Source organism: Streptomyces poonensis, assembly GCF_014650915.1.
Classification (GTDB): domain Bacteria; phylum Actinomycetota; class Actinomycetes; order Streptomycetales; family Streptomycetaceae; genus Streptomyces; species Streptomyces poonensis.
This window is the reverse complement of sequence record NZ_BMVW01000019.1, coordinates 19,983-42,689: the sequence shown is the minus strand read 5'-3', so window position 1 is coordinate 42,689 and position 22,707 is coordinate 19,983. Positions and strand designations below refer to the sequence as shown.

The window sequence follows — 22,707 nt, the reverse complement described above, 5'->3', positions numbered from 1 at the left end:
GAGTTCCCGTGCCGGGCCGACGCCCCCGGGGTTCGGAACGCGGCCTCCGAGCCCGCCTTTCCGGGCCTTGGCCACCGCCCTCTGAGCTGGCAGGATCACGCCATGCTCCAGGCACTCCACCGCTACGGCGCCCACCGCGCACTGCCGGCCGCGACGGCCGCGCTCGTGGTGCTCGGGCTGCTCGCTTGGTGGCTGTGGCCGCGCGAGGAACCCCCGGCCGGAACGATCACGATCAGCACGGGAGCGGAGGAGGGGGTCTACTACGAGTACGGGGAGCGCCTGCGGACCGCCATCGCCAGGGACATGCCCGATGTGAAGGTGGTGCTGCAGGCCAGCGACGGTTCCCAGCAGAACGTCGCGCGGGTGGCCACCGGCGAGGCCGACTTCGCGATCGCCGCGGCCGACGCGGTGGACACGTACCGGCTGAACCGGCTGCCCGGGCACAGCCGGCTGCGCGGCATGGCCCGGCTGTACGACGACTATGTGCAGCTGGTCGTACCGCGGTCGTCGGACATCGACGGGGTCGACGACCTCAAGGGCAAGCGGGTGGGCCTCGGCCCGGACCACTCCGGGGTACGGCTGATCGCGAACCGGGTGCTGAGGGCGGCCGGTCTCGATCCGCAGCGGGACATCGAGCCGGCGACGGACGGCATAAAGACGGGGCCGGCCCGGCTGCGGGACGGCGAGATCGACGCCTTCTTCTGGTCCGGCGGTCTGCCGACGCGCGGGCTGGCCGACCTCGCCAAGGCGTACGACTTCCGGTTCGTGGAGATCGACAGCGGCACCGTGGCCGCGTTGCACGACCAGAGCGACACCTTCGGCTACTACCGGTCCTCGGTGATGCCGGCCGAGGCGTACCCGTCCATCCAGCGGGGCCGGACCGTGCAGACACTCACCGTGGCCAATCTGCTCATCACGCGCGCGGGAGTGGATCCCCGGCTGACCGAGTGGCTCACCCGTACGGTGATCAAGAGCCGTGACAGCATCGGCCGCCACGTCCACTCGGCGCAGCTGGTGGACCTGCGCACGGCCATCTACACGGACCCGCTGAGCCTGCACGAGGGCGCGCGGCGGTACTACCGCTCGGTCAAACCGTAGAACGCCTCCGCACCCCTCAGGCCGCCGGTCCCGATCTCGGCACCGTCACGGTCACCTCCAGCCCGTGCGGCTCACGGCGGGCGTACGAGATGGATCCGCCGCCCGCCGTGAGGAGGGCGCGGGAGATGGACAGGCCGAGCCCGGAGCCCTTGACGTTCTGGTGCCCGGGGCTGCGCCAGAAGCGGTCGCCGATGCGGCCGAGCTCCTCGTCGTCGAGGCCGGGTCCGCCGTCGGCGACGACGACCGTGGAAACACCGCCGTTGGAGGACACCTCCACCGCGACGTCCTCCCCTTCGGGAGTGAACTTGAGCGCGTTGTCGATCACCGCGTCCAGCGCGCTGGACAGGGCGATCGGGTCGGCCCAGGCGGTGGTCGGCGGGCAGTCCCCCGACAGCCGCACCCCCTTGCTCTCGGCCACCGGCGCCCACGCGGCGACGCGTTCGGCGGCCAGCTCCCCGATGTCGGTGAGCGCGAGGTCCGCCTCGGCGTGCTCGGCGAGCGCCAGGTCGAGCAGGTCGTCGAGGACCTGCGCGAGCCGCTTGCCCTCCGTGCGCACGGAGGCGATCTCCTCGTTGTTCTCGGGCAGTTCGAGGGCGAGCAGGTCGATACGCAGCAGCAGCGCGGCAAGCGGGTTGCGCAGCTGGTGGGAGGCGTCGGCGACGAAGGCGCGCTGCTGTTCCAGTACCTCCTCCACGTGGTCGGCCATCTCGTTGAACGACCGGGCCAGGCGCCGAAGTTCCGGAGGTCCGCCGGCCACCGCGACGCGGGACTTCAGGCGCCCGGTGGCAATGTCGTGGGTGGTGGCGTCGAGGATCCGCACGGGCCGGAGCACCCAGCCGGTCAGCCGCAGCGCGGCACCGACGGCGAGGAGCATCGCGGCGATCAGGCCCCCCGCGATGACCAGCCAGCCGCGCAGCGTCGCGGACCGCATCTGCCCGGTGGGCGAGTCGGTGACGACGACGCCGACGACGTCCCCGTCCCGGACGACGGGCGACGCGACGGCCAGCCGGCCGCGTTGCCAGGGCCACACCTGCTCCGGGTCGTGGCTGCGCCGTCCCAGCAGCGCCTCGTCGTAGGCGTCGCGGCCCTCGCCGTCCGCGGGCACGGACCAGTTGCGCGGGGCGTTCGCCATGACACGCTTCTCGCGGTCGAAGACGCCCGCCCTGATGCCGTACACGTCGTGGTAGCGCTGGAGTTCCTTCTGGAGGGTCTCCAGACGTTCGTCCGTGCCGTCGACGCGCGAGCCGGCGGGGCGGTCGGCGACGTACTGGGCGAGGGCCGCGAACCGCGCCGTGTCGTCGATGCGGTCGACAACCACCTTCTGCTGTTCCGCGGCCGCCAGGCTGACCGCGAGCGGGATGCCGAGCGCCAGCAGCACGGCGGCCATGAGGACGATGAGCAGCGGAAGCAGACGAGTGCGCACGCGGGCACGCTATGCCGCCGGGGTGACGAGCCGGTACCCGACTCCGCGCACTGTCTCGATCAGTGCGGGCATGCGCAGTTTGGACCGCAGGGACGCCACGTGCACCTCCAGGGTGCGGCCGGTCCCCTCCCAGCTGGTGCGCCACACCTCGCTGATGATCTGCTCCCGGCGGAAGACCACTCCGGGGCGCTGGGCGAGCAGCGCCAGCAGATCGAACTCCTTGCGGGTCAGCTGGACCACGATGCCGTCCACGCTGACCTGGCGGGTGGGCAGTTCGATGTGCACGGGCCCGAGACTGAGCGCGCTGCCGCCCGGCTCCGGTGCCTCGCCGGCCGCGCTGCGTCTGCTGACGGCGTGGATACGGGCGAGGAGTTCCCCGGTGTCGTACGGCTTGACGACGTAGTCGTCCGCGCCGAGGTTCAGGCCGTGGATGCGCGAGCGCACGTCGGAACGGGCGGTCACCATGATCACGGGGGTGCTGGTGCGCTTGCGGATCTTCCCGCAGACCTCGTAGCCGTCCTGGTCGGGCAGGCCGAGATCGAGCAGCACCACGCCGAAGCCGGCACCCTCGGGGACGAGCGCCTGGAGCGCCTCCTCGCCGCTGCGGGCGTGCGTGACGTCGAAGCCGTGCCGGGTCAGCACCGCGGACAGGGCGGCGGCGACGTGGTTGTCGTCCTCGACGAGGAGCAGTCTCATTCCGGCCCCCTCCGATGTGGGTCGCGGGTCGTGTGTCGTGTGTCGCGGGTCGTGTGTCGCGGGTCGTGGTCGTACGTGCGGGCTTCGGGCGGGTCCCGGATCGCACATCCCGGACCACGCTTCCCGGACCGTGTGGGTTGCGGGTCGCGTGGGTCGCGGGTCGCGCGTTGCGCGTTTCCGACCGCGGGATTCCGGCCTGTTCGGCTTCCGCGGACACGGCGGACCCCGGTCGGCGCGGCGACCGGAACGTCCGGCCGTGACAGGCGAAAGCCCCGGTCGTGGCAGGCGGAAAGGGCAGGCACGCGCGCGTGCCTCCTGGCAGTGACGCCGATGACCGAGGACCGCGTCAAGTAGCTGCCGCCGGGCGTTACCCAGCCGGTACGCAGCACCATTCCGGTCACTACGCGGAGTGGCAGCCCGAAATCGGATCGTTATGCTCAATTTCCCCTCAGATGTAATGACGCTGGTCGCACCGGGGACCTACCCTCCTCCGAAACCGAGGAGGACGGAGCCAGTAAGCGATGACCGAAGTATCGGTGGCCAAGGACGCCGTGGCCGCTACCGACGACCTGGTCGTCCTGAAGAGCGTCAACAAGCACTTCGGCGCGTTGCACGTGCTCCAGGACATCGACCTGACCATCGCCAAGGGCGAGGTCGTCGTGGTGATCGGGCCCTCCGGGTCCGGCAAGTCCACCCTGTGCCGCACCATCAACCGCCTGGAGACGATCGACTCGGGCGACATCACGATCGACGGCAAGCCGCTCCCCGCGGAGGGCAAGGCGCTCGCCCGGCTCCGGGCCGATGTCGGCATGGTGTTCCAGTCCTTCAACCTCTTCGCGCACAAAACGGTGCTCGAGAACGTCATGCTCGGCCAGATCAAGGTCCGCAAGACCGACAAGGCGAAAGCCGAGGAGAAGGCGCGTGCCCTGCTCGACCGCGTCGGTGTGGGTACGCAGGCCGACAAGTACCCGGCCCAGCTCTCCGGCGGTCAGCAGCAGCGCGTGGCGATCGCGCGGGCGCTGGCGATGGACCCGAAGGTGATGCTCTTCGACGAGCCGACCTCGGCACTCGACCCCGAGATGATCAACGAGGTCCTGGAGGTCATGCAGCAGCTCGCCCGCGACGGCATGACCATGATCGTCGTCACTCATGAGATGGGCTTCGCCCGCTCCGCCGCCAACCGGGTCGTGTTCATGGCCGACGGCCGCATCGTCGAAGAGGCCGTGCCGGACCAGTTCTTCAGCAACCCGCGCAGCGACCGGGCCAAGGACTTCCTGTCGAAGATCCTGCACCACTGAGGTCACCGACGGGCTCACCGCCGGAGAACCACCTGATCAGCGCCTCGGTCACCCTCGGGGCCGACCGAGGTTCCGCTCACCCGGGATCCCGACAGCCTGCGTCACCCGCACCGACGGCCCGCTTCTTTTCACCACGCAAAGGATGTGCACCATGAAGCTCCACAAGGTCACCGCCGCCTCGGCCGCCGCCTTCGTCCTCGCCCTGACCGCGACCGCCTGTGGTGGCGGTGACAAGGACGGTGACAGCGCCTCCGGCGGTGGCGACAAGATCACGATCGGCATCAAGTTCGACCAGCCGGGCATCGGCCTCAAGGAGCCCGACGGCAGCTACTCGGGCTTCGACGTCGATGTCGCGACGTACGTGGCCAAGGAGCTGGGCTACGACGAGAAGGACATCGAGTGGAAGGAGACGCCGAGCGCCGACCGCGAGAACGCGCTGTCCCGCGGCGACGTCGACTTCATCGCGGCGTCCTACTCGATCACCGACGAGCGCAAGGAGAAGGTCGACTTCGCCGGCCCGTACCTCCTCGCCCACCAGGACCTGCTGGTCCGCGCCGGTGAGAAGGTCACGGAGGGCGAGGACCTCAACGGCAAGAAGCTGTGCTCGGTCACCGGCTCCACCTCCGCGCAGAACGTCAAGAACGACTTCGCCCCCGATGCCCAGCTGCAGCAGCTCGGCACGTACTCCGAGTGCCTGGACGGCCTGGCGAGCGGTGCGGTCGACGCCCTGACCACGGACGACTCGATCCTCGCGGGGTACGCGGCTCAGGAGCAGTACAAGGGCAAGTTCGAGCTGGCCGGCCTGGAGCTGAGCAACGAGAACTACGGCATCGGTGTCAAGAAGGGCGACACCGAGATGGTCGACAAGATCAACAAGGCCCTGGAGAAGATGGTCCAGGACAAGTCCTGGGACAAGGCCGTCGAGGCCAACTTCGGCTCCAACTACGAGAACGAGTCCGCCCCGAAGATCGGCGACATCGTCAAGTAAGGCAGTCACCGGTGACGGGCCGTTCGGTACGCCGGCGGTCCGTCACCGCCCTCGGCACACGCGGAAGCGCGGGAGATCGTGTTCGACTTTCTTGAAGGCTACGACGTCCTAGGGGCGTTCTGGACCACAGTGCAGCTGACGCTGCTCTCGGCCGTCGGCTCCCTGGTCTGGGGCACGATCCTGGCCGGGATGCGGGTCAGCCCCGTGCCGCTGATGCGCGGCTTCGGCACGGCCTACGTGAACATCGTGCGGAACATCCCGCTCACCGTGATCATCGTGTTCACCTCGCTCGGCCTGTCCAACATCTTCGGTGTCAACCTCGGCGCGGCCGACGACTTCGACACGAAGTTCTTCCGGCTCGCCGTGCTGGGGCTGAGCGCGTACACCGCGACGTTCGTGTGCGAGGCGCTGCGCTCCGGCATCAACACGGTGCCCGTGGGCCAGGCGGAGGCGGCCCGCGCGCTCGGGCTGAGCTTCAACCAGGTGCTCACGCTCATCGTGCTCCCGCAGGCGTTCCGCTCGGTGATCGGCCCGCTGACCAACGTACTGATCGCCCTGACCAAGAACACCACGGTGGCGGCGGCCATCGGCGTGGCCGAGGCCGCGCTCCTGATGAAGCAAATGATCGAGAACGAGGCGCAGCTCCTCCTCATCGCCACGATCTTCGCCCTGGGCTTCGTGGTGCTGACGCTGCCGACCGGCCTGCTTCTCGGATGGCTCGGCAAGCGACTGGCGGTGAAGCGATGAGTTCCGTTCTGTACGACACGCCGGGGCCCCGGGCCAGGCGGCGCAACATGATCCTCTCGGTGGTTTTCGCCGCCCTGCTGGTGCTCGCGCTCTGGTGGATCTGGCAGACCATGGCCGACGCGGGCCAGATGGAGGGGGCCAAGTGGAGCCCCTTCGTTGAGGGGCAGGCCTGGACGACGTACCTGCTGCCCGGCCTCGGCAACACGCTCAAGGCCGCGGCCCTGTCGATGATCATCGCCCTGCCGCTCGGTGCGGCCCTCGGCATCGCCCGGATGTCGGACCATCGGTGGGTACGGGTCCCGGCGGCCGTGATCGTCGAGTTCTTCCGCGCCATCCCGGTGCTGCTGCTGATGGTCTTCGCCAACCAGTTCTACTCGGACTACACCGCGATCGAGAGTGACACCCGGCCGCTGTACGCGGTGGTCACGGGCCTCGTCCTGTACAACGCCTCGGTGCTCGCCGAGATCGTCCGTGCGGGCATCCTGTCGCTGCCCAAGGGGCAGACGGAGGCCGCGCAGGCGATCGGCATGCGCAAGACGCAGGTGATGACGACCATCCTGCTGCCGCAGGCCGTGACCGCGATGCTGCCGGCGATCGTCAGCCAGCTCGTCGTGATCGTGAAGGACACGGCGCTCGGCGGCGCCATGCTGAACTTCACCGACCTGCTCAACGGCCGCAAGACGCTGGCGGCGAACTACGCGAACGTCATCCCCAGCTTCATCGTGGTGGCGCTCATCTACATCGTCCTGAACTTCCTCCTCACCAGCTTCGCCTCCTGGCTGGAGCGCAGGCTCCGGCGCAGCAAGAAGAGCACGGGCGTGGTCCTGGGTGCCGAGGACGTGGAAGACCTCAACGCGCCCGGCGAGGTCGTCGGCGTGCACGGTGTCGACGCGGGCGCGAGGGCCGGGGGCGACGTGGGCAAGGCACCCTGAACCGCCGGGCGAAGTGCCGTGCGGCACAAAACACCTGACGATATGTGAAAAAGCGGAGGCAGTGGCATGATCGCCACTGCCTCCGTCACTTGACGCAAGCACCGGCAATGGGTTGCATACGTTCTGTGATCGTGCACCCCCCTTCAACTGCCTGTTCCCGTACGTTCCTCAGGACACCGGTCCGGGCAGGGGGCACCACGCCGTGGACCCGGTGATCATCGCGGGAGCGGGGCCCGTGGGGCTCACGCTCGCGCTCGCGCTCGCCCGTCAGGACGTCCCCTCCGTACTCCTCGACGAGGGCCCCGGCAAGGACGAGCAGCGTCCCGCGCGGACGGTCGTCCTGCGTGAGGACACGGCAGCGCTGCTCATGCGGCTGACCGGGGCACCGCTCGCCGAGGCGGGGCTGCGCTGGACCGGCTGGCGGTCGATGCGGCGCAGACAGGTGATGCGGGAGATCCGCTTCGCGGAGGACGCCCCGGGCAGCACTCCGGAGAACGTCTTCGGCCGTGCCGCGGCGGACGGGTCCGGCACCACCGTGGAACCGGCCGCTCCGCTGCACATCCCCCAGCATGCGCTGACGAGTGCGCTGCGCGAGGCCATCGCGGGCGAGCGGCTGGTGAAGGTCGCCGTGGAGAGCCGGCTGGACGGCATCGAGCAGGAGGCATCGGGCGTCACGGCGCACACGCGCGGGCCGAAGGGCACTTGGTGGCGCGGCAGCTACCTCGTCGGCTGCGACGGCCCCCGCTCGACCGTCCGCAAGCTCCAGGACATCCGCTTCCCGGGGCGTACGGCCGTGGAGCGGCACGCGGTGGCGGCGCTGCGCACGGAACTCCCCCGGCCCGGCGAGGCGTTGCTGCACCGGGTGCCGCCGTGGCGCACCTCCGGCCCGACGGGCGGCGAGGTGACCGCGCGGCCGCTGCCCGGCGGGGTGTGGCGCCTGGACTGGCTGCTGCCGCCGGGCAAGGACCTGGTCACGCCGGAGATGCTGGTGACCCGGATCCGGGAGACGCTCGCGGGCTGGAGCGGCGGTTCGACACCGGCGTACGAACTGCTCGACACCGGAGTGCACACCGTCCACCACCGCCTCGCACGCCGCTGGCGGGCCGGCCGGGTCTTCCTCGCCGGAGACGCGGCTCACCTGCTCGGCGCACTCGGCACCCAGGGTCTCGACGAGGGCCTGCGGGACGCCGACAACCTCGCCTGGAAGCTGGCCCTGGCCTGGCACCACGGCCCGCACGAGGCGCTGCTCGACAGCTACCAGGCGGAGCGGCGGGCGGTCGTCGCCGCCCGGCTGCGCGCCGCCGACCAGGCCCTGCCGGTGCTGCGCGGCGGCGGGGGCCTGCGGTCGTACGTCCTCGGCTCGGCCCGCGGCCATGACACGCTCCTCGCCGACGGCCACCTGGGGCGCGGACCGCTGGGTGCGCCGAGTGTGTACGCCGAGTCACCGCTCGCGCCCCCGCACGCCGACTCGCAGACCGCCGTGGACACCCCGCCGGGTGCCCCGGTCGTCGACGTACGGGTGACCGCCGAGGACGGTTCCTTCGTCCGGCTGCGGGACCGGCTCGGACGCGGAGCGCTGCTGGTGGTACTGATCGCGCCGGGCACGGGGGTGTGGGCGCGCAAGCACTGGGTGAGCGCCGGGATCATGCCCCGGCTGGCGGCCGCCGTGGCCGCGCTGCCATGTCCCGCCGAGCTGCTGGTCGCCGAGAGCTACCCGGGCGCGGCCGCGCACACGGTCCTGCTGGTCCGTCCGGACGGCCACCTGGTGACCGCGCTGAGCGGAGTGCACCCCGCGGATCTGTACGCGGCGGCGGAGGCGGCGCTGGGCGGCGGGGCGCAGCCGGAGACGGAAGCGGGGGCGGAAGCGGAGGCGGGCTGAGAGAGGTGGCCGGTATCGTTCCCCCGTCGATCCCGCCCTCTTCCTCGTGAGTTGACCGCTCCCGTCGGCCATGGTGTACTCCGCACCGTGACCGACACCTGTGTGCGCCTGTGGCGGAGGGTCCATATGGATCTCGTCCGCTATGCGGGCTGCGTGTGTCGTCCGTCCTGCTGAACTCGCATCTTCTCCCCCTGCACTGCCACGCGCGCTTCTCCGTGTGCGCCGCCGTGCACTCCCACGCGAACATTCTCAGGACGGTAACCATGTCCGTATCACCTGCTGCTTCCTCCGCCGTGCCCTCCCGCTCCCGCGCCGGTGGCTCCACCCCGACCTCGGCGGACCTGCTCGACTTCGCGCGCCGTGCGGCCGCCGACAGCGAGTTGATCGCCTCGCTCCCCCTCGACCCCGAGGGCCGTACCTGGGTCCGTCTCGAAGGCCCCGGCGGCAGCGAGGCCTGGCTCATCGGGTGGCCGCCCGGCACCGGCACCGGCTGGCACGACCACGCCGACTCCGTCGGCGCCTTCGTCACCGCCGTCGGCGAACTGACCGAGAACTCGCTCGCCGCCCGACTGCCCACCGACGGCTGGCGAACCCTGGAACTCACCGAAGGCGTGGACCGCGTACGGCGGTTGCCGGCCCGCCAGGGCCGGGCTTTCGGCCGCCATCACGTGCACGAAGTGCTCAACGAGTCCGCCGAACAGCACGCCGTCTCCGTCCACGCCTACTACCCGCCCCTCCCCCGGATCCGCCGCTACAGCCGCACGGGTCCCGTGCTCCGCCTGGAGCAGGTCGAACGCCCGGAGGACTGGCAGTGAGGCCCACCTCGAAGCCCCTCGGACGCGCAGAGGAAACGCAAGATCTGGAAGACCTGAGAGTCCTGGGAGGCGTGGAAGTTTTGGCAGAAGACCTGAAAGACCTGGAACGCCCGAAAGCCCCGGCACACCCGATCGGCATCGACGAGCTGCTGGAGCGCGCCCGCGAGAAGCTCGACCGGGTCGAGGCCCTGGAGGCGTACGAGGCCGCGCGGGGAGGCGACGCTCTCCTGGTCGACATCCGCTACGCGGCCCTGCGGGACCGTGACGGCCTGATCCCCGGTGCCCTCGTCGTCGAGCGCAATGAACTCGAGTGGCGCCTCGACCCCCAGGGCAGCCACCGGCTCCCCGAGGCAGCTCACCACGACCTGCGCGTCGTCGTCATCTGCAACGAGGGCTACGCCTCCAGCCTCGCCGCCGCATCCCTGCGGCAACTGGGCCTCCACCGGGCAACCGACCTGGTGGGCGGTTTCCAGGCGTGGCGGGACGCCGGACTCCCACTGACGCTCTAGCACTGCCGGCCGGGGCCACGCCGCGCCGGCGGTAGCGACTGTCTGGGCCGACGCCGGTACCCGCCTCACTGGGTCACCGGCAGCCCGGCTCGCCGGGGCACCCGGTCCGCTGACTTCCCAGCTCACCGGTTCACCAGCTCGCCGACTCATCGGCTCTCGGCTCATCGAACAGTGGGTGTGTCCCCGTTCCCCGAACCCCGACCCCGTCTCAGTACTTCTCGTCCAGCCCTTCCGTATCCTCCCCCTCCTCTTCCAGTGCCTGGCGGACCACCTTGAGGGCCAGGCCCTGGGAGTACCCCTTGCGGGCGAGCATGCCCGCGAGACGCCGGAGGCGCTTGTCGCGGTCCAGGCCACGCGTCGAGCGCAGTTTGCGGGCGACGAGCTCCCGTGCCGTGACCTCCTCCTGATCGGAGTCCAGCTGGGCGACGGCCTGGTCGATCAGTGTCGCGTCCACGCCCTTGGTCCGCAGCTCCTGTGCGAGCGCCCGCCGGGCCAGCCCCCGGCCGTGGTGCCGGGACTCCACCCAGGCGTCCGCGAAGGCGCTGTCGTTGATCAGCCCGACCTCCTCGAACCGCGACAGCACCTGGTCCGCCACGTCATCGGGGATCTCCCGCTTGCGCAACGCGTCGGCGAGCTGTTTCCGCGTACGCGGGGTCCCGGTGAGCAGACGCAGACAGATCGCCCGCGCCCGCTCGACCGGGTCCCCTGAAGGCTCCCTCTCCCCGGCCCTCGACGAGGAGGAGGAACCTCCGTCCGCTCCGTCCGCTCCGCCCTGCCGGACGCCGGACGACCGGTCGAAGGGCGCCCCGGACGACTCCCCGAAGTCTGGCCGCCGACGCCCACGGCCGCTCCCACGACCACGCCCTCCACGCGGACCACCACTCCCGTGAGAACGACCACCCTGAGCACGACCGCCGCCATCACTGTCGCCGTCGTCACCGTGCCCCGTGCCGTCGCCCGCCGGCCAGGCCCCCGTACCGCTCGGACCGCCGTCGGGCCATGTCCCGTCGCCCGGCCGGCCGTACGCGTCCGCCCGGCCGCCGTCCGCCCGGCCATCGCTCGGGCGGCCACCGTTCGGACGGTGGCCGTCCTCCAGCCGGTGACCGTCCTGCGGCCACCCTCTGTACGGCCCCTCCGCGTCGGCGGGGGCGACGCCCGCGTCGTCCCCGCCCCCTTGGCCCCCGGGGACAACGGGGCGGGCGTACTCGGCCCAGTCCGTTCGCCGTGTCACGGGTCAGCTCTTGGCTGCCGCAGCCTTGGTCTTGGCCGTCTTGGCCGCCGGAGCGGGCACGGTCTTCGCGGCCTCGCCCGCGGTCGCGGTCGAGGCCGCCGCGTCCGCTCCCGGCTCGGCGGCGGGCTCCTCAGCCCGCACCCCGACGCCCAGCTTCTCCTTGATCTTCTTCTCGATCTCGTTGGCGAGGTCGGGGTTGTCCTTCAGGAAGTTGCGGGCGTTCTCCTTGCCCTGGCCGAGCTGGTCGCCCTCGTACGTGTACCAGGCGCCGGCCTTGCGGACGAAGCCGTGCTCCACGCCCATGTCGATCAGGCCGCCCTCACGGCTGATGCCCTGCCCGTAGAGGATGTCGAACTCGGCCTGCTTGAAGGGCGGCGCGACCTTGTTCTTGACGACCTTGCAACGGGTGCGGTTGCCGACCGCCTCCGTGCCGTCCTTCAGGGTCTCGATGCGGCGGATGTCGATACGCACCGAGGCGTAGAACTTGAGCGCCCGGCCACCGGTCGTGGTCTCGGGGGAGCCGAACATCACGCCGATCTTCTCGCGGAGCTGGTTGATGAAGATCGCGGTGGTCTTGGACTGGTTGAGCGCGCTGGTGATCTTCCGCAGGGCCTGGCTCATCAGACGGGCCTGCAGACCGACGTGGCTGTCGCCCATCTCGCCCTCGATCTCCGCGCGCGGGACGAGCGCGGCGACGGAGTCGATGACGATCAGGTCGAGGGCACCGGAGCGGACCAGCATGTCCACGATCTCCAGCGCCTGCTCACCGTTGTCGGGCTGGGAGAGGATCAGGTTGTCGATGTCGACGCCGAGCTTCTTGGCGTACTCGGGGTCGAGGGCGTGCTCCGCGTCCACGAAGGCGACCTGGCCGCCGGCCTTCTGCGCGTTGGCCACGGCGCACCACACGGCCGCGCGGCAGGCCGCCGACGCCGAGGGCCACGTCGAGGGCGGTCGAACCGGTCGGGATGACCTCGATGGGCTCCTTCGACCGCTCGCCCATGCGCATGACCGCGCCCTTGCCGAATTGCCGTTCAATCTGTGCGAGCGCGGCGTCGAGCGCCTTCTCGCGGTCGGTTCCTGCCATGGGTTCCACCCGGTTTGCTTGAGTCGTTCGCTTCACGTCAAAAACGCTAACGCCTGCCACTGACAATGGGCCCTGACGCCCGTCCGGCCTGTGGATAACTCCGGCACTCCCTCTTGGAAACCCCCTCAAAACCGCCGGAATCGCCCACCGAGAGCCTCGTCGAAGCCTCCATGAGAATGGATGTTCGATTTTAGTGTCAAGCGCGCCCTCGCCCCGCCGGAGTCGTGTGCGGGACGGGAACGGGCGCTACGAGCGCGGACCACCCACGTGTGGCGCCCTCCGGACATGGCGCCGGAGGGCAGCCGCCTCAGGAGGACCCGCCGCCCTCTTCCGGCTTCGGCTGCCGTCTCTGCTGCAGCATGCGCCGTGCACGGGCGAGTGCCCTGCTCGGACCCCGTCCGCGGTGGCCTTGCACCCGGGGGTCGTCCGTGACGTCGTACCGCTTCACGTACGCCCCGAGGAACGCCTGCAGCGTGGCGACCGCCGGAATGGCGATCAGCGCCCCGACGGCACCGAGGAGGGCGGTGCCCGCGATGACGGACCCGAAGGCGACCGCCGGATGGACGTCCACCGTCTTGGCGGTCAGCTTGGGCTGCAGCATGTAGTTCTCGAACTGCTGGTAGATCACCACGAAGATCAGTACCCACAGCGCGTACCACGGGTTCTCCGTGAAGGCGATCAGCATCGGCAGCGCGCCCGCCAGATAGGTGCCGATGGTGGGGATGAACTGGGAGACGAGGCCGACCCAGACCGCGAGGACGGGCGCGTAGTTCACGTCCAGGTACTCCAGCAGGACGTAGTGCGCCACGCCGGAGATGAGCGCCATCAGACCCCTCGAATAGAGGTAACCGCCGGTCTTGTCGACGGCGATCTCCCAGGCACGCAGCACCTCGGCCTGCCTGGCGGGCGGCAGTACGGAACACAGTGCGCGCCGCAGCCGCGGGCCGTCGGCGGCGAAGTAGAACGAGAACAGTGTGATCGTGAGCAGCTGGAAGAGACCGCCCAGCACCTGCGCGGAGACGTCCAGGACCCCCGTGGCGCTGTTCTGCACGTATCTCTGCAGCCAGTCGGAGCGGAGCAGGCCCTCCTGTATGTCCACCCGCTTCAGCTCGGTGTGGAAGGTGGTGTTGACCCAGCTGATCACGGAGTCGAAGTACTCCGGGAGGCCCTCGACCATCCTGACGATCTGGCCCGCGAGCATCGAGCCCATCAGCGTGACGAAACCCGCGACACCGATCAGCACACCGAAGAAGACGAGGAAGGTGGCGAAGCCTCTGCGCAGCCCGCGCGAGGCCATCCAGCTGACCGCCGGCTCGATCGCGAGCGCCAGGAAGAAGGCGATGAGGACGTTGACCAGCAGCCCGATGAGCTGATGGAACGCCCAGCTGCCGAGCTGGAAGGCGGCGACGAGCGACAGGGCCAGCACCATGGCGCGCGGCAGCCAGCGCGGCATGCGGTCGCCCCGCCCTGCATCATCGGCCGCCGGAGGCGGCGGGGGCGGCACGGTGCCGTACGGGGATGCGAGCTGGTCGACCGGCGCGGTCTCGTCTGTGGGGGCCACGCACCAAGTCTCGCCCACACGACCGACAGTCAGTCCCTCCCCCAGGATCTTCATGCGGGCACCGGGCGGCCGGGCTGCGGCTCCGCGAAGGTTCAGCGCCTCTCGTCCGGAACGTTCATCGTCGAGCACACCACGCGCCACACGTCCTTCGCCTCCCAGCCGGCGTCGAGCGCCTGCCGCACGGTGCGCCCGCCCAGCTCGGACATCACATGATCGTGCGCAAAGGTTTCGGCGTACCCCTCACCGAAGTGATCCGCCATCCGCTGCCAGAAGACCGTCAACCGCATGCCCCCAGTATCCCGCGCCCGGGGGTGGGCCGAGCCGGGACGGCCTGCCGAGAACGCTTTCCGCCCTACGGTCTGACGCATGGCCGAAACAGGAGCATCCCCACTCCCCCCGACGCCCCCGACGTCTTTGGCACACACCCCGCTGACCCGCGCCGAGCAGTTCGTCTGGCTCACCGCGCGCGTACTGGAACAGCGCCGCTTCGCGTACCACTTCCTGGGCGGGAGCGCCGACGCGGTGGAGACCGCACTGGCCGCCTACCGCAACGCGGACGAGGGATACGGCCACGCGCTCGCACCCGATCTGCGGGGGCCGGTGAGCCAGCCGCTGCACACCGGGCAGGCGCTGCGCGTGCTGGACTCGATCGGGCGCTGCGGCGGACAGCGGGCGGAGCGTGTGTGCCGGTATCTGACGTCCGTGTCGACGCCGGACGGCGCCCTCCCGGCGATCCATCCCAGCCAGCGGGCCTATCCGGCGGCCCCCTGCCTTCCCATCGTCGACACCCCGCCCAGCGACCTCCTCGCCACCGGGCCCGTGGTGGGGCTGCTGCACGGCAACGGGGTGTGGCACGCCTGGCTGTTCCGGGCCACCGACTTCTGCTGGCAGGCGGTGGACTCCCTGGAACAGTCGCATCCGCACGAGATCGAGGCGGCTGTGGCCTTTCTCGACTCCGTGCCCGACCGCCCGCGCGCGGAGGCGGCCGCCGACCGGCTCGGCCGCCTGGTCCGCGGCCGGCGGCTGGCCGTGCTGGACCCGGAGGAGCTGAAGGACGCGGCGGCGTACCCGGTGTCGCCCGGCTGTGTGCCGGGCGGGCGCCACTTCCCGTACGACTTCGCCCGCACACCGGACAGCCTCGCGCGCGCGTGGTTCACGGACGAGGAGATGACCCGCTCGCTGGACTTCCTGATGGCCGGTCAACGGGAGGACGGTGGCTGGCCGGTCCTTCCCCACTGCTCGACGCGCGAGCGCTCCCCTCAGCGCCCGTGGGCGCCGGGCATCGCACTGGAGAGCCGCCCCGTCGTCACCATCGAGGCGCTGCTCACGCTCCGCGCGTACGGACGGTTGTGACTCCCGGAGGCACGAACGGGTCCGCACGCGCGCGTGCGGACCCGGCCCGCGGTCAGCCCGTCAGTGCCCGTACCCCCGCCGTCACGACCACGGCCGCGGCGACGACGAGCAGGAAGGGCGCGCGCAGCAGCAACGCGACGGCGGCCGCGGCCAGCCCCGCGGCCCGCGCGTCGAGTACGACGGTGGTTCCGTCGGCGAAGGTCTGCTGGGCCGTGAGGGCGGCCAGCAGCGCCACGGGGACCAGTGCGGCCAAGCGACGGACGAGCGGCCGCTCCAGTACGCCTTCGGGCACGAGCAGGCCGATGAGCTTGACGGCGTAGCAACCGACCGCCGTCACGGCGATCGCGATCCAGACGGTCAACGGTCCGCCCTCCGTACGTCGTCCTCGGCGGCCTTCTCGCCGGCCGTCGCCGTTCGCCGCCCCGTTGCCCACAGGACGGCCGGGGCGGCCAGCGCGGCCACGAGAACCGGCATCCCGGCGGGCAGTACGGGCAGCAGGCCGACTCCCAGGACGACCGCGAGGCCGGCGACGGCGCGCTCCGTGGCGGTCTTCAGCATCGGCGCGAGCAGCGCCAGGAAGACGGCGGGGCCCGCGGCGTCCAGCCCCCAGGCGTCGGTGTCCCCGATGGCCTCGGCGCCCACCGCGCCGAGCAGCGTGGTGAGGTTCCACAGCACGTACAGGCTCAGCCCGGTGACGGTGAAGCCGATCCGGACGGCCCGTCGCGTCGGCTGGGCGAGGGCGACTGCCGCGGTCTCGTCGATGACCCACTGGGCTGCGAAGGGCCGCACCGCGCGCGGGAGCGCCAGCAACTGGGAGAGCCGCAGCCCGTAGAACGCGTTGCGCACCCCCAGGAAGAAAGCTCCCGCCGCCGCCGTGAACGGGTTGCCGCCCGCCGCGAGGGCGCCCACGAGTGCGAACTGGGAGGCGCCCGTGAACACCAGGAGGCTGAGGGCGCAGGTCTGCAGCAGGGTGAGCCCGCTGCCGGCCGAGGTCACCCCGAAGGCGAAGCCGGACAGTCCGACGGCGAGCCCGACTCCCAGGGCGTCTCTGACGACGGCCGAGTCGGGCTTTCCCTCACATATGTCTGCTGGTGCTGTCTGTTGTGCCATGCGTCGGACCGTACGGGGACCCGACCGCGCGGGTCTTGTACATTTTTGCGCTCCCGCTGGTAGGCGCCCGGCGGCACTCCTACGATCCGGCCGAAGTGACGGTTGAGATGCGGCTGGTCGGTGAAGCCCACGGCGACGGCGGCCTCCGCGGGTGTGCTGCCCGCGTCCAGCAGGCGTCGCGCCCCGCGCACCCGGGCATCGGTCAGCCACGCGTGCGGAGGCATCCCGTAGGTCTCCCGGAACGCCCGCAGCAGCGCGAAGGGGCTGGTGCCGAGGTCCTCGGCGAGCCGCTGCAGCGTCGGCGGCTCGGCCATCCGCTCCTCCAGGACCGCACGCGCGCGGGCGGCCATGCGGGCCCCGGCCGTGCGCACGGCACGCCGGGGCGGCGTCCCGCCGTTGAGCCGCAGCAACCGGGTCACGGCGACCCGCAGCAGCGTGTCGGCCGCGAGCGCGTTGCCCTCGTCCACGGCCCGCAGCACCTGGTGGACCAGCCCGGCGGCGTACGGGTCGTCGAGGACCGGGTTGCGGAAACCGGGTGTCCCCCGGATCAGCGTCGTCTCGGCGGCGATCTCGGCCACCAGCTCGGGAGACGGATAGACGGCCCCGTACCGCCAACCCTCGGGCCCACCCGCCCGTCCCGTGTGCGGGGTGTCGGGATTGATCAGTGCCAGCGCTCCGGGCCCCGCGTACTGATCGGCACCACCGTGATGGAAGACCTCGACACCGTCGGCGATGGCCGCGATGACGAAGTTCTCGTGCGTGTGCCGCACGAACCGCTTCCCGACGTACCGGGCCCGCAGCAGATCGACACCGGGCAGTTCCGCATACTGCCAGTGCCGTGCCCGCTCGCCCGAACTCGCCATGCCCTCATTCTCCCGCAGCACCAGGGCACCGCTGAGCGGGCCCGCCCGAGTGACCGTCGTCACCGCAGGTCAGCCCCATTGTCAGTGCTCGGGTGCAGGATGGGTGCATGGCTGGTTCCCCGCTCGACGCCTTCTCCCCCGCGACCCGCGCCTGGTTCACGGGGGCCTTCTCCGCGCCCACGGCGGCGCAGACAGGGGCGTGGCAGGCGATCAGCGAGGGCTCGGACGTGCTCGTCGTCGCCCCGACCGGCTCCGGCAAGACCCTCGCCGCGTTCCTCGCCGCCCTCGACCAGCTGGCCTCCACACCGCCCCCCGCCGACCCGAAGAAGCGCTGCCGCGTCCTGTACGTCTCGCCGCTGAAGGCCCTCGCCGTCGACGTGGAGCGCAATCTGCGCAGCCCTCTCACCGGCATCCGCCAGGAGGCCGTACGCCTCGGTCTGCCCGAGCCGGAGGTCAAGGTGGGCATCCGGTCCGGCGACACTCCGGCCGCCGAGCGCCGCGCTCTGGCCACCCGCCCGCCGGACATCCTGATCACCACTCCTGAATCGCTGTTCCTGATGCTCACGTCGGCCACGCGCGACGCGCTCACGGGCGTGGAGACGGTGATCCTCGACGAGGTGCACGCGGTCGCCGGCACCAAGCGGGGCGCGCATCTCGCTCTCTCCCTGGAGCGGCTCGACGAGCTCCTGCCGAGGCCCGCCCGTCGCGTCGGCCTCTCCGCGACCGTCCGCCCGGTCGACGAGGTCGCCCGCTATCTCTCCCCGCGCCGCAAGGTGGAGATCGTCCAGCCGCCGTCCGGCAAGGAGTTCGACCTGTCCGTGGTCGTCCCGGTCGAGGACCTGGGCGAGCTGGGCGGGTCCCCCGTCGCCGACAGCGCGCAGGGCGCCGAGCGCCCGTCGATCTGGCCGCACGTCGAGGAGCGGATCACCGATCTCGTCCAGTCGCACCGCTCGACGATCGTGTTCGCGAACTCCCGCCGTCTCGCGGAGCGCCTCTGCAACCGGCTCAACGAGATCGCCTACGAGCGGGCCACCGGGGAGTCCCTGGACGAGCACCACTCCCCGGCGGAGCTCATGGGCGGTTCGGGCGCGGCCCACGGCGCTCCCCCCGTCATCGCGCGCGCCCACCACGGCTCGGTCTCCAAGGAGCAGCGCGCCCTGGTGGAGGAGGACCTGAAGGCGGGCCGCCTGCCGGCCGTCGTCGCCACCTCCAGTCTGGAGCTCGGCATCGACATGGGTGCCGTGGACCTCGTGATCCAGGTGGAGTCACCGCCCTCGGTCGCCTCCGGCCTCCAGCGCGTGGGCCGCGCGGGCCACCAGGTGGGCGCGGTCTCCACGGGCGTGGTCTTCCCCAAGTACCGCGGCGACCTGGTCCAGGCGGCCGTGGTCACCGAGCGGATGCGTGAGGGTGCCATCGAGTCCCTGAGGATCCCGGCCAACCCGCTGGACGTGCTCGCCCAGCAGCTCGTCGCCATGACCGCGCTGGACGCCTGGCAGGTCGACGACCTGCTGGCCATGGTCCGCCGCGCGGCTCCGTTCGCCTCGCTCCCGGAGTCGGCGTTCACGGCCGTGCTCGACATGCTGGCGGGCCGCTATCCGTCGGACGCCTTCGCGGAGCTGCGCCCACGCGTGGTGTGGGACCGGGTCACCGGCACGGTCACCGGACGCCCTGGTGCCCAGCGCCTCGCCGTCACGTCCGGGGGCACGATCCCGGACCGCGGCCTCTTCGGGGTGTTCCTCGCGGGCTCCGACCCGAAGAAGGGCGGCGGCCGGGTCGGCGAGCTCGACGAGGAGATGGTCTACGAGTCACGCGTGGGGGACGTCTTCACGCTGGGCACCAGTTCCTGGCGGATCGAGGACATCACGCGCGACCGCGTGCTGGTCTCCCCCGCGCCCGGTGTCCCGGGCCGGCTGCCGTTCTGGAAGGGCGATCAGCTGGGCCGCCCGCTGGAGCTGGGCCGCGCGGTGGGCGCCTTCCTGCGTGAGGTCGGCTCTCTGACGCCGGAGGACGCACGGCTGCGTCTGCTCACGGCCGGCCTCGACGCCTGGGCCGCGGACAACGTCCTGTCGTACCTCGCCGAACAGCGCGAGGCCTGCGGCCATGTGCCCGACGACCGCACCATCGTCGTCGAGCGCTTCCGCGACGAGCTGGGCGACTGGCGGGTCGTCGTGCACTCCCCGTTCGGCGCCCAGGTCCACGCCCCCTGGGCGCTCGCCCTCGGCGCCCGCCTGTCCGAGCGGTACGGCATGGACGCCCAGGTCATGCACGCCGACGACGGCATCGTGCTGCGTCTGCCGGACGTCGATCTGATGGGCCTGGACCTGCTCGACCAGGACCCCATGAAGGGGGGCACGGAGTACGACGCCGAGAAGGCGCCCGTCGGCGCGGCGGACGTGGCGTTCGACAAGGGCGAGGTCGACCAGATCGTCACCGACCAGGTGGGCGGCTCCGCACTCTTCGCGTCCCGGTTCCGCGAGTGCGCCGCCCGCGCGCTGCTGCTGCCCAAGCGCAACCCGGGCAAGCGGACCCCGCTGTGGCAGCAGCGCCAGCGGGCCGCTCAGCTGCTCGAGGTGGCGAGCGAGTTCGGCTCGTTCCCGATCGTCCTGGAAGCGGTCCGCGAATGCCTCCAGGACGTCTTCGACGTCCCCGGGCTCGCCGAACTGATGGGCGACATCGAGTCCCGCAAGGTCCGGCTCGTCGAGGTCACCACCCCGGAGCCCTCCCCGTTCGCCCGCTCCCTGCTCTTCGGGTACGTGGCGCAGTTCCTGTACGAGGGCGACTCGCCCCTCGCCGAGCGGCGCGCCGCCGCCCTGTCGCTGGACTCACGGCTGCTGGCCGAGCTGCTGGGCCAGGCGGAGCTGCGCGAGCTGCTCGACGCCGACGTCCTCACCGAGCTGGAGCAGGAACTCCAGTGGCTCACCGAGGACCGACGCGTGAAGGACCCCGAGGGCGTCGCGGACGTGCTGCGGCTGCTGGGCCCCCTCACGGACGACGAGCTGGCGCGGCGCGGTGCCGACCCGCAGTGGGCCCGGGAACTGGCCGCGGCCCGCCGTGTCATCCAGGTCAGGATCGCCGGGGCCGACCACTGGTCGGCGATCGAGGATGCGGGCCGGCTGCGCGACGCGCTCGGCACGGCGCTGCCCGTCGGCGTCCCGGAGGCGTTCACCGAGCCGGTCAAGGACCCGCTCGGCGACCTCCTCGCGCGATACGCGCGCACCCACGGCCCGTTCACCTCGGCCGCGGCAGCCGCCCGTTTCGGCCTCGGAGTGGCCGTCACCGAGGGCGCGCTCCAGCGTCTCGCCGCGAGCGGCCGGGTGGTGCAGGGCGAGTTCCATCCGGCGGGCATCGGCCAGGAGTGGTGCGACGCGGCCGTGCTGCGCCGGCTGCGCCGCCGATCCCTCGCCGCGCTGCGGCACGAACTGGAGCCCGTGCCGCCCGCCGCACTCGCGCAGTTCCTGCCGCGGTGGCAGCACGTGGGCGGCGGTCACCGACTGCGGGGCATCGACGGACTGGTCCGCGCGATCGAGCAGCTGCAGGGCGCCTCCGTACCGGCGTCGGCCCTGGAGAAGCTGGTGCTGCCGTCCCGCGTCGCCGACTACCGGCCGTCGATGCTCGACGAGCTCACGGCGTCGGGCGAGGTCGTGTGGGCGGGCGCCGGAGCACTCCCCGGCAAGGACGGCTGGATCTCGCTGTACCTCGCGGACGCGGCCCCCCTGCTGCTCCCGCCCCCGCATCCCCTGGAGCCGACCGCGCTCCACCAGTCGGTGCTGGACACGCTGACGGGGGGCTACGGCCTGTTCTTCCGCCAGATCGCCGACCAGGTGCGCGCCACCACACACCCCGACGTCACCGATCCCCAACTGGCCGACGCTCTCTGGGAGCTGTCCTGGTCGGGCCTGCTCACCAACGACACGCTCACCCCGATGCGCGCGCTCCTCGGCTCGGGCCGTACGGCCGGATCCACCGCCCACCGCGCCAAGCGCACCGTCCCGCGCGGCCGCTACGGCTCCCTGACCGCCGCCGCACGTCCCCAGTCCCGTACCGGCCCTCCCACGGTCGCGGGCCGGTGGTCGCTGCTCCCCGCCCAGGAGCCGGACCCCACCGTGCGCGCCCACGCTTTGGCCCGGGCACTTCTCGACCGGCACGGCGTGGTGACCCGCGGCGCCGTGGCCGCCGAGGGGGTCGAGGGAGGCTTCTCGGCGGTGTACCGCGTGCTGTCCGCCTTCGAGGAGAGTGGGCAGGCACGGCGCGGTTACGTCGTGGAAGGGCTCGGCGCCGCCCAGTTCGCGATGGACGGGGCAGTGGACCGCCTGCGCGCGACGGCGAACGCACGGGAGCGGGGAGAGACGGGGACAGAGTCCGGATACGCGTCACCCGGGGGCGCATCCGGACTCCCAGCGACTCCGGGTCCAGGTCAGCGGACCGACTCTCCGTGGAGCACAGGCGGCCACCCGGGCTTCGCCGGCGACATCGACGGCCTGTCGGACTTCCCCGGTGCCGGTGGCATGAACGGCGTGCCGGACTTCCCCACCGGTCCCGCCGACCCCTTCGAGTTCCCCGGAGGCAGCACCGGCGGGAGCACGGGCGGCCCCAGCGGCTTCCGTCGCTCCGGTGCCGGGGGCCCCGGTCACGCCACAGGCCCCGCCAACCGTGCAGGGCGCCGTACCGGCAGCGACCGCGCCGTGGTCCTCGCAGCCGCCGACCCGGCCAACGCCCATGGCGCGGCCCTGCCCTGGCCCGAGCCGCCGGCCGGCGCCGGGCACAAGCCGGGCCGCAAGGCGGGAGCCCTGGTCGTCCTGGTCGACGGCGAGCTGGCCCTGTACATGGAGCGCGGCGGCAAGACCCTGCTGGCCTGGCCCACGGACCCGGAGGGTGCCGTCACCGACGATCCCCGTCTGCCGGCCGCCGCCGAGGCCCTCGCCGCCTCCGCCCGCGCGGGTTCCCTCGGCACGGTCACGGTGGAGCGCGTCAACGGAGCCTCCGCCCTGACATCTCCGCTGGGCGCCCTCCTGGAGGCAGCCGGCTTCGTCGCGACCCCTCGTGGGCTCCGGCTGCGCGCGTGAGCCCGCCCTCCTCGCCCTGTCCCACCGACCAGCACCGTTCCCGACATGCCACCCTGG

Annotated in this window: 19 protein-coding genes and 1 pseudogene; 11 read left to right on the top strand and 9 right to left on the bottom strand. The window is 71.7% G+C overall.

The features are described 5' to 3' along the window. Positions 1 to 102 precede the first annotated feature (102 nt). Positions 103 to 1,098, top strand: a complete 996-nt coding sequence (locus IE242_RS32390) for a TAXI family TRAP transporter solute-binding subunit (protein ID WP_189865765.1) — start codon at positions 103 to 105, stop codon at positions 1,096 to 1,098. A gap of 16 nt (positions 1,099 to 1,114) precedes the next feature. Here the strand turns inward: IE242_RS32390 and IE242_RS32385 are convergent, their stop codons facing one another. Next, a complete protein-coding gene (locus tag IE242_RS32385; RefSeq protein WP_189865763.1) occupies positions 1,115 to 2,521 on the bottom strand; it encodes a sensor histidine kinase in 1,407 nt (468 codons plus the stop codon). 9 nt (positions 2,522 to 2,530) lie between these two features. After that, entirely contained in the window at positions 2,531 to 3,217 is a 687-nt protein-coding gene (locus tag IE242_RS32380) for a response regulator transcription factor (RefSeq protein ID WP_189865761.1), read from the bottom strand. 521 nt (positions 3,218 to 3,738) lie between these two features. On the opposite strand from IE242_RS32380, the gene IE242_RS32375 reads away from it, so the two are divergent. From IE242_RS32375 to IE242_RS32345, 8 genes are all read left to right on the top strand, one after another. Then, positions 3,739 to 4,515 carry an amino acid ABC transporter ATP-binding protein gene (locus tag IE242_RS32375; RefSeq protein WP_189865759.1) on the top strand — a complete coding sequence of 259 codons (777 nt, stop codon included), beginning with the start codon at positions 3,739 to 3,741 and terminating at the stop codon, positions 4,513 to 4,515. 151 nt (positions 4,516 to 4,666) lie between these two features. Continuing rightward, positions 4,667 to 5,503 carry a glutamate ABC transporter substrate-binding protein gene (locus tag IE242_RS32370; protein WP_189865757.1) on the top strand — a complete coding sequence of 279 codons (837 nt, stop codon included), beginning with the start codon at positions 4,667 to 4,669 and terminating at the stop codon, positions 5,501 to 5,503. A 78-nt stretch (positions 5,504 to 5,581) separates the two neighbouring features. Beyond that, a complete protein-coding gene (locus IE242_RS32365; RefSeq protein ID WP_189865755.1) occupies positions 5,582 to 6,250 on the top strand; it encodes an amino acid ABC transporter permease in 669 nt (222 codons plus the stop codon). After that, a complete protein-coding gene (locus tag IE242_RS32360) occupies positions 6,247 to 7,182 on the top strand; it encodes an amino acid ABC transporter permease (protein WP_189865754.1) in 936 nt (311 codons plus the stop codon). Before IE242_RS32365 ends, IE242_RS32360 begins: the two co-directional genes overlap by 4 nt. Positions 7,183 to 7,384: 202 nt before the next feature. Continuing rightward, positions 7,385 to 9,061 carry an FAD-dependent monooxygenase gene (locus IE242_RS32355; protein WP_189865752.1) on the top strand — a complete coding sequence of 559 codons (1,677 nt, stop codon included), beginning with the start codon at positions 7,385 to 7,387 and terminating at the stop codon, positions 9,059 to 9,061. Positions 9,062 to 9,148: 87 nt separating this feature from the next. Continuing rightward, positions 9,149 to 9,235 carry a putative leader peptide gene (locus IE242_RS39340; RefSeq protein ID WP_313960178.1) on the top strand — a complete coding sequence of 29 codons (87 nt, stop codon included), beginning with the start codon at positions 9,149 to 9,151 and terminating at the stop codon, positions 9,233 to 9,235. A gap of 89 nt (positions 9,236 to 9,324) precedes the next feature. Continuing rightward, positions 9,325 to 9,876 carry a cupin domain-containing protein gene (locus tag IE242_RS32350; protein ID WP_189865750.1) on the top strand — a complete coding sequence of 184 codons (552 nt, stop codon included), beginning with the start codon at positions 9,325 to 9,327 and terminating at the stop codon, positions 9,874 to 9,876. Between the two features lie 80 nt (positions 9,877 to 9,956). After that, a complete protein-coding gene (locus IE242_RS32345; protein ID WP_229859738.1) occupies positions 9,957 to 10,385 on the top strand; it encodes a rhodanese-like domain-containing protein in 429 nt (142 codons plus the stop codon). A 208-nt stretch (positions 10,386 to 10,593) separates the two neighbouring features. On the opposite strand, the gene recX is transcribed toward IE242_RS32345, so the two are convergent. The 4 genes and pseudogenes from recX to IE242_RS32325 form a co-directional block, all read right to left on the bottom strand. Then, positions 10,594 to 11,616, bottom strand: a complete 1,023-nt coding sequence (gene recX, locus IE242_RS32340; protein WP_189865748.1) for a recombination regulator RecX — start codon at positions 11,614 to 11,616, stop codon at positions 10,594 to 10,596. Positions 11,617 to 11,619: 3 nt separating this feature from the next. Beyond that, a pseudogene (gene recA, locus IE242_RS32335) lies at positions 11,620 to 12,700 on the bottom strand (recombinase RecA). A 307-nt stretch (positions 12,701 to 13,007) separates the two neighbouring features. Continuing rightward, positions 13,008 to 14,261, bottom strand: a complete 1,254-nt coding sequence (locus IE242_RS32330) for an AI-2E family transporter (RefSeq protein WP_189865746.1) — start codon at positions 14,259 to 14,261, stop codon at positions 13,008 to 13,010. 92 nt (positions 14,262 to 14,353) lie between these two features. After that, on the bottom strand, positions 14,354 to 14,548 hold the full coding sequence (locus IE242_RS32325) for a DUF3046 domain-containing protein (RefSeq protein WP_189865744.1): 195 nt from the start codon (positions 14,546 to 14,548) through the stop codon (positions 14,354 to 14,356). 79 nt (positions 14,549 to 14,627) lie between these two features. On the opposite strand from IE242_RS32325, the gene IE242_RS32320 reads away from it, so the two are divergent. Next, positions 14,628 to 15,614 carry a hypothetical protein gene (locus tag IE242_RS32320; protein WP_189865742.1) on the top strand — a complete coding sequence of 329 codons (987 nt, stop codon included), beginning with the start codon at positions 14,628 to 14,630 and terminating at the stop codon, positions 15,612 to 15,614. A gap of 52 nt (positions 15,615 to 15,666) precedes the next feature. Here IE242_RS32320 and IE242_RS32315 read toward each other — a convergent pair whose 3' ends face one another. The 3 genes from IE242_RS32315 to IE242_RS32305 are packed head-to-tail and all read right to left on the bottom strand — an operon-like array spanning position 15,667 to position 17,587. Beyond that, positions 15,667 to 15,975: an AzlD domain-containing protein gene (locus IE242_RS32315; RefSeq protein WP_189865740.1), complete on the bottom strand. Its 309-nt coding sequence runs from the start codon at positions 15,973 to 15,975 to the stop codon at positions 15,667 to 15,669. Continuing rightward, positions 15,972 to 16,724: an AzlC family ABC transporter permease gene (locus IE242_RS32310; protein ID WP_189865738.1), complete on the bottom strand. Its 753-nt coding sequence runs from the start codon at positions 16,722 to 16,724 to the stop codon at positions 15,972 to 15,974. The genes IE242_RS32315 and IE242_RS32310 overlap by 4 nt, the downstream gene beginning before the upstream one ends. Next, positions 16,607 to 17,587, bottom strand: coding sequence for an AraC family transcriptional regulator (locus tag IE242_RS32305; protein WP_189865953.1), 981 nt, complete (start codon positions 17,585 to 17,587; stop codon positions 16,607 to 16,609). Before IE242_RS32305 ends, IE242_RS32310 begins: the two co-directional genes overlap by 118 nt. A 107-nt stretch (positions 17,588 to 17,694) precedes the next feature. Between IE242_RS32305 and IE242_RS32300 the strand changes: the two genes are divergently transcribed. Beyond that, entirely contained in the window at positions 17,695 to 22,650 is a 4,956-nt protein-coding gene (locus IE242_RS32300; protein ID WP_189865736.1) for an ATP-dependent helicase, read from the top strand. The last annotated feature ends 57 nt before the right edge of the window (positions 22,651 to 22,707 follow it).

What these genes read in the sequence shown, in the direction of transcription:
- IE242_RS32390 (WP_189865765.1), top strand. Translation starts at nt 103, where the DNA reads ATGCTCCAGGCACTCCACCGCTACGGCGCCCACCGCGCACTGCCGGCC.
- IE242_RS32380 (WP_189865761.1), bottom strand. Translation starts at nt 3,217, where the DNA reads ATGAGACTGCTCCTCGTCGAGGACGACAACCACGTCGCCGCCGCCCTG.
- IE242_RS32375 (WP_189865759.1), top strand. Translation starts at nt 3,739, where the DNA reads ATGACCGAAGTATCGGTGGCCAAGGACGCCGTGGCCGCTACCGACGAC.
- IE242_RS32370 (WP_189865757.1), top strand. Translation starts at nt 4,667, where the DNA reads ATGAAGCTCCACAAGGTCACCGCCGCCTCGGCCGCCGCCTTCGTCCTC.
- IE242_RS32360 (WP_189865754.1), top strand. Translation starts at nt 6,247, where the DNA reads ATGAGTTCCGTTCTGTACGACACGCCGGGGCCCCGGGCCAGGCGGCGC.
- IE242_RS32350 (WP_189865750.1), top strand. Translation starts at nt 9,325, where the DNA reads ATGTCCGTATCACCTGCTGCTTCCTCCGCCGTGCCCTCCCGCTCCCGC.
- IE242_RS32325 (WP_189865744.1), bottom strand. Translation starts at nt 14,548, where the DNA reads ATGCGGTTGACGGTCTTCTGGCAGCGGATGGCGGATCACTTCGGTGAG.
- IE242_RS32320 (WP_189865742.1), top strand. Translation starts at nt 14,628, where the DNA reads ATGGCCGAAACAGGAGCATCCCCACTCCCCCCGACGCCCCCGACGTCT.
- IE242_RS32310 (WP_189865738.1), bottom strand. Translation starts at nt 16,724, where the DNA reads ATGGCACAACAGACAGCACCAGCAGACATATGTGAGGGAAAGCCCGAC.
- IE242_RS32305 (WP_189865953.1), bottom strand. Translation starts at nt 17,587, where the DNA reads ATGGCGAGTTCGGGCGAGCGGGCACGGCACTGGCAGTATGCGGAACTG.
- IE242_RS32300 (WP_189865736.1), top strand. Translation starts at nt 17,695, where the DNA reads ATGGCTGGTTCCCCGCTCGACGCCTTCTCCCCCGCGACCCGCGCCTGG.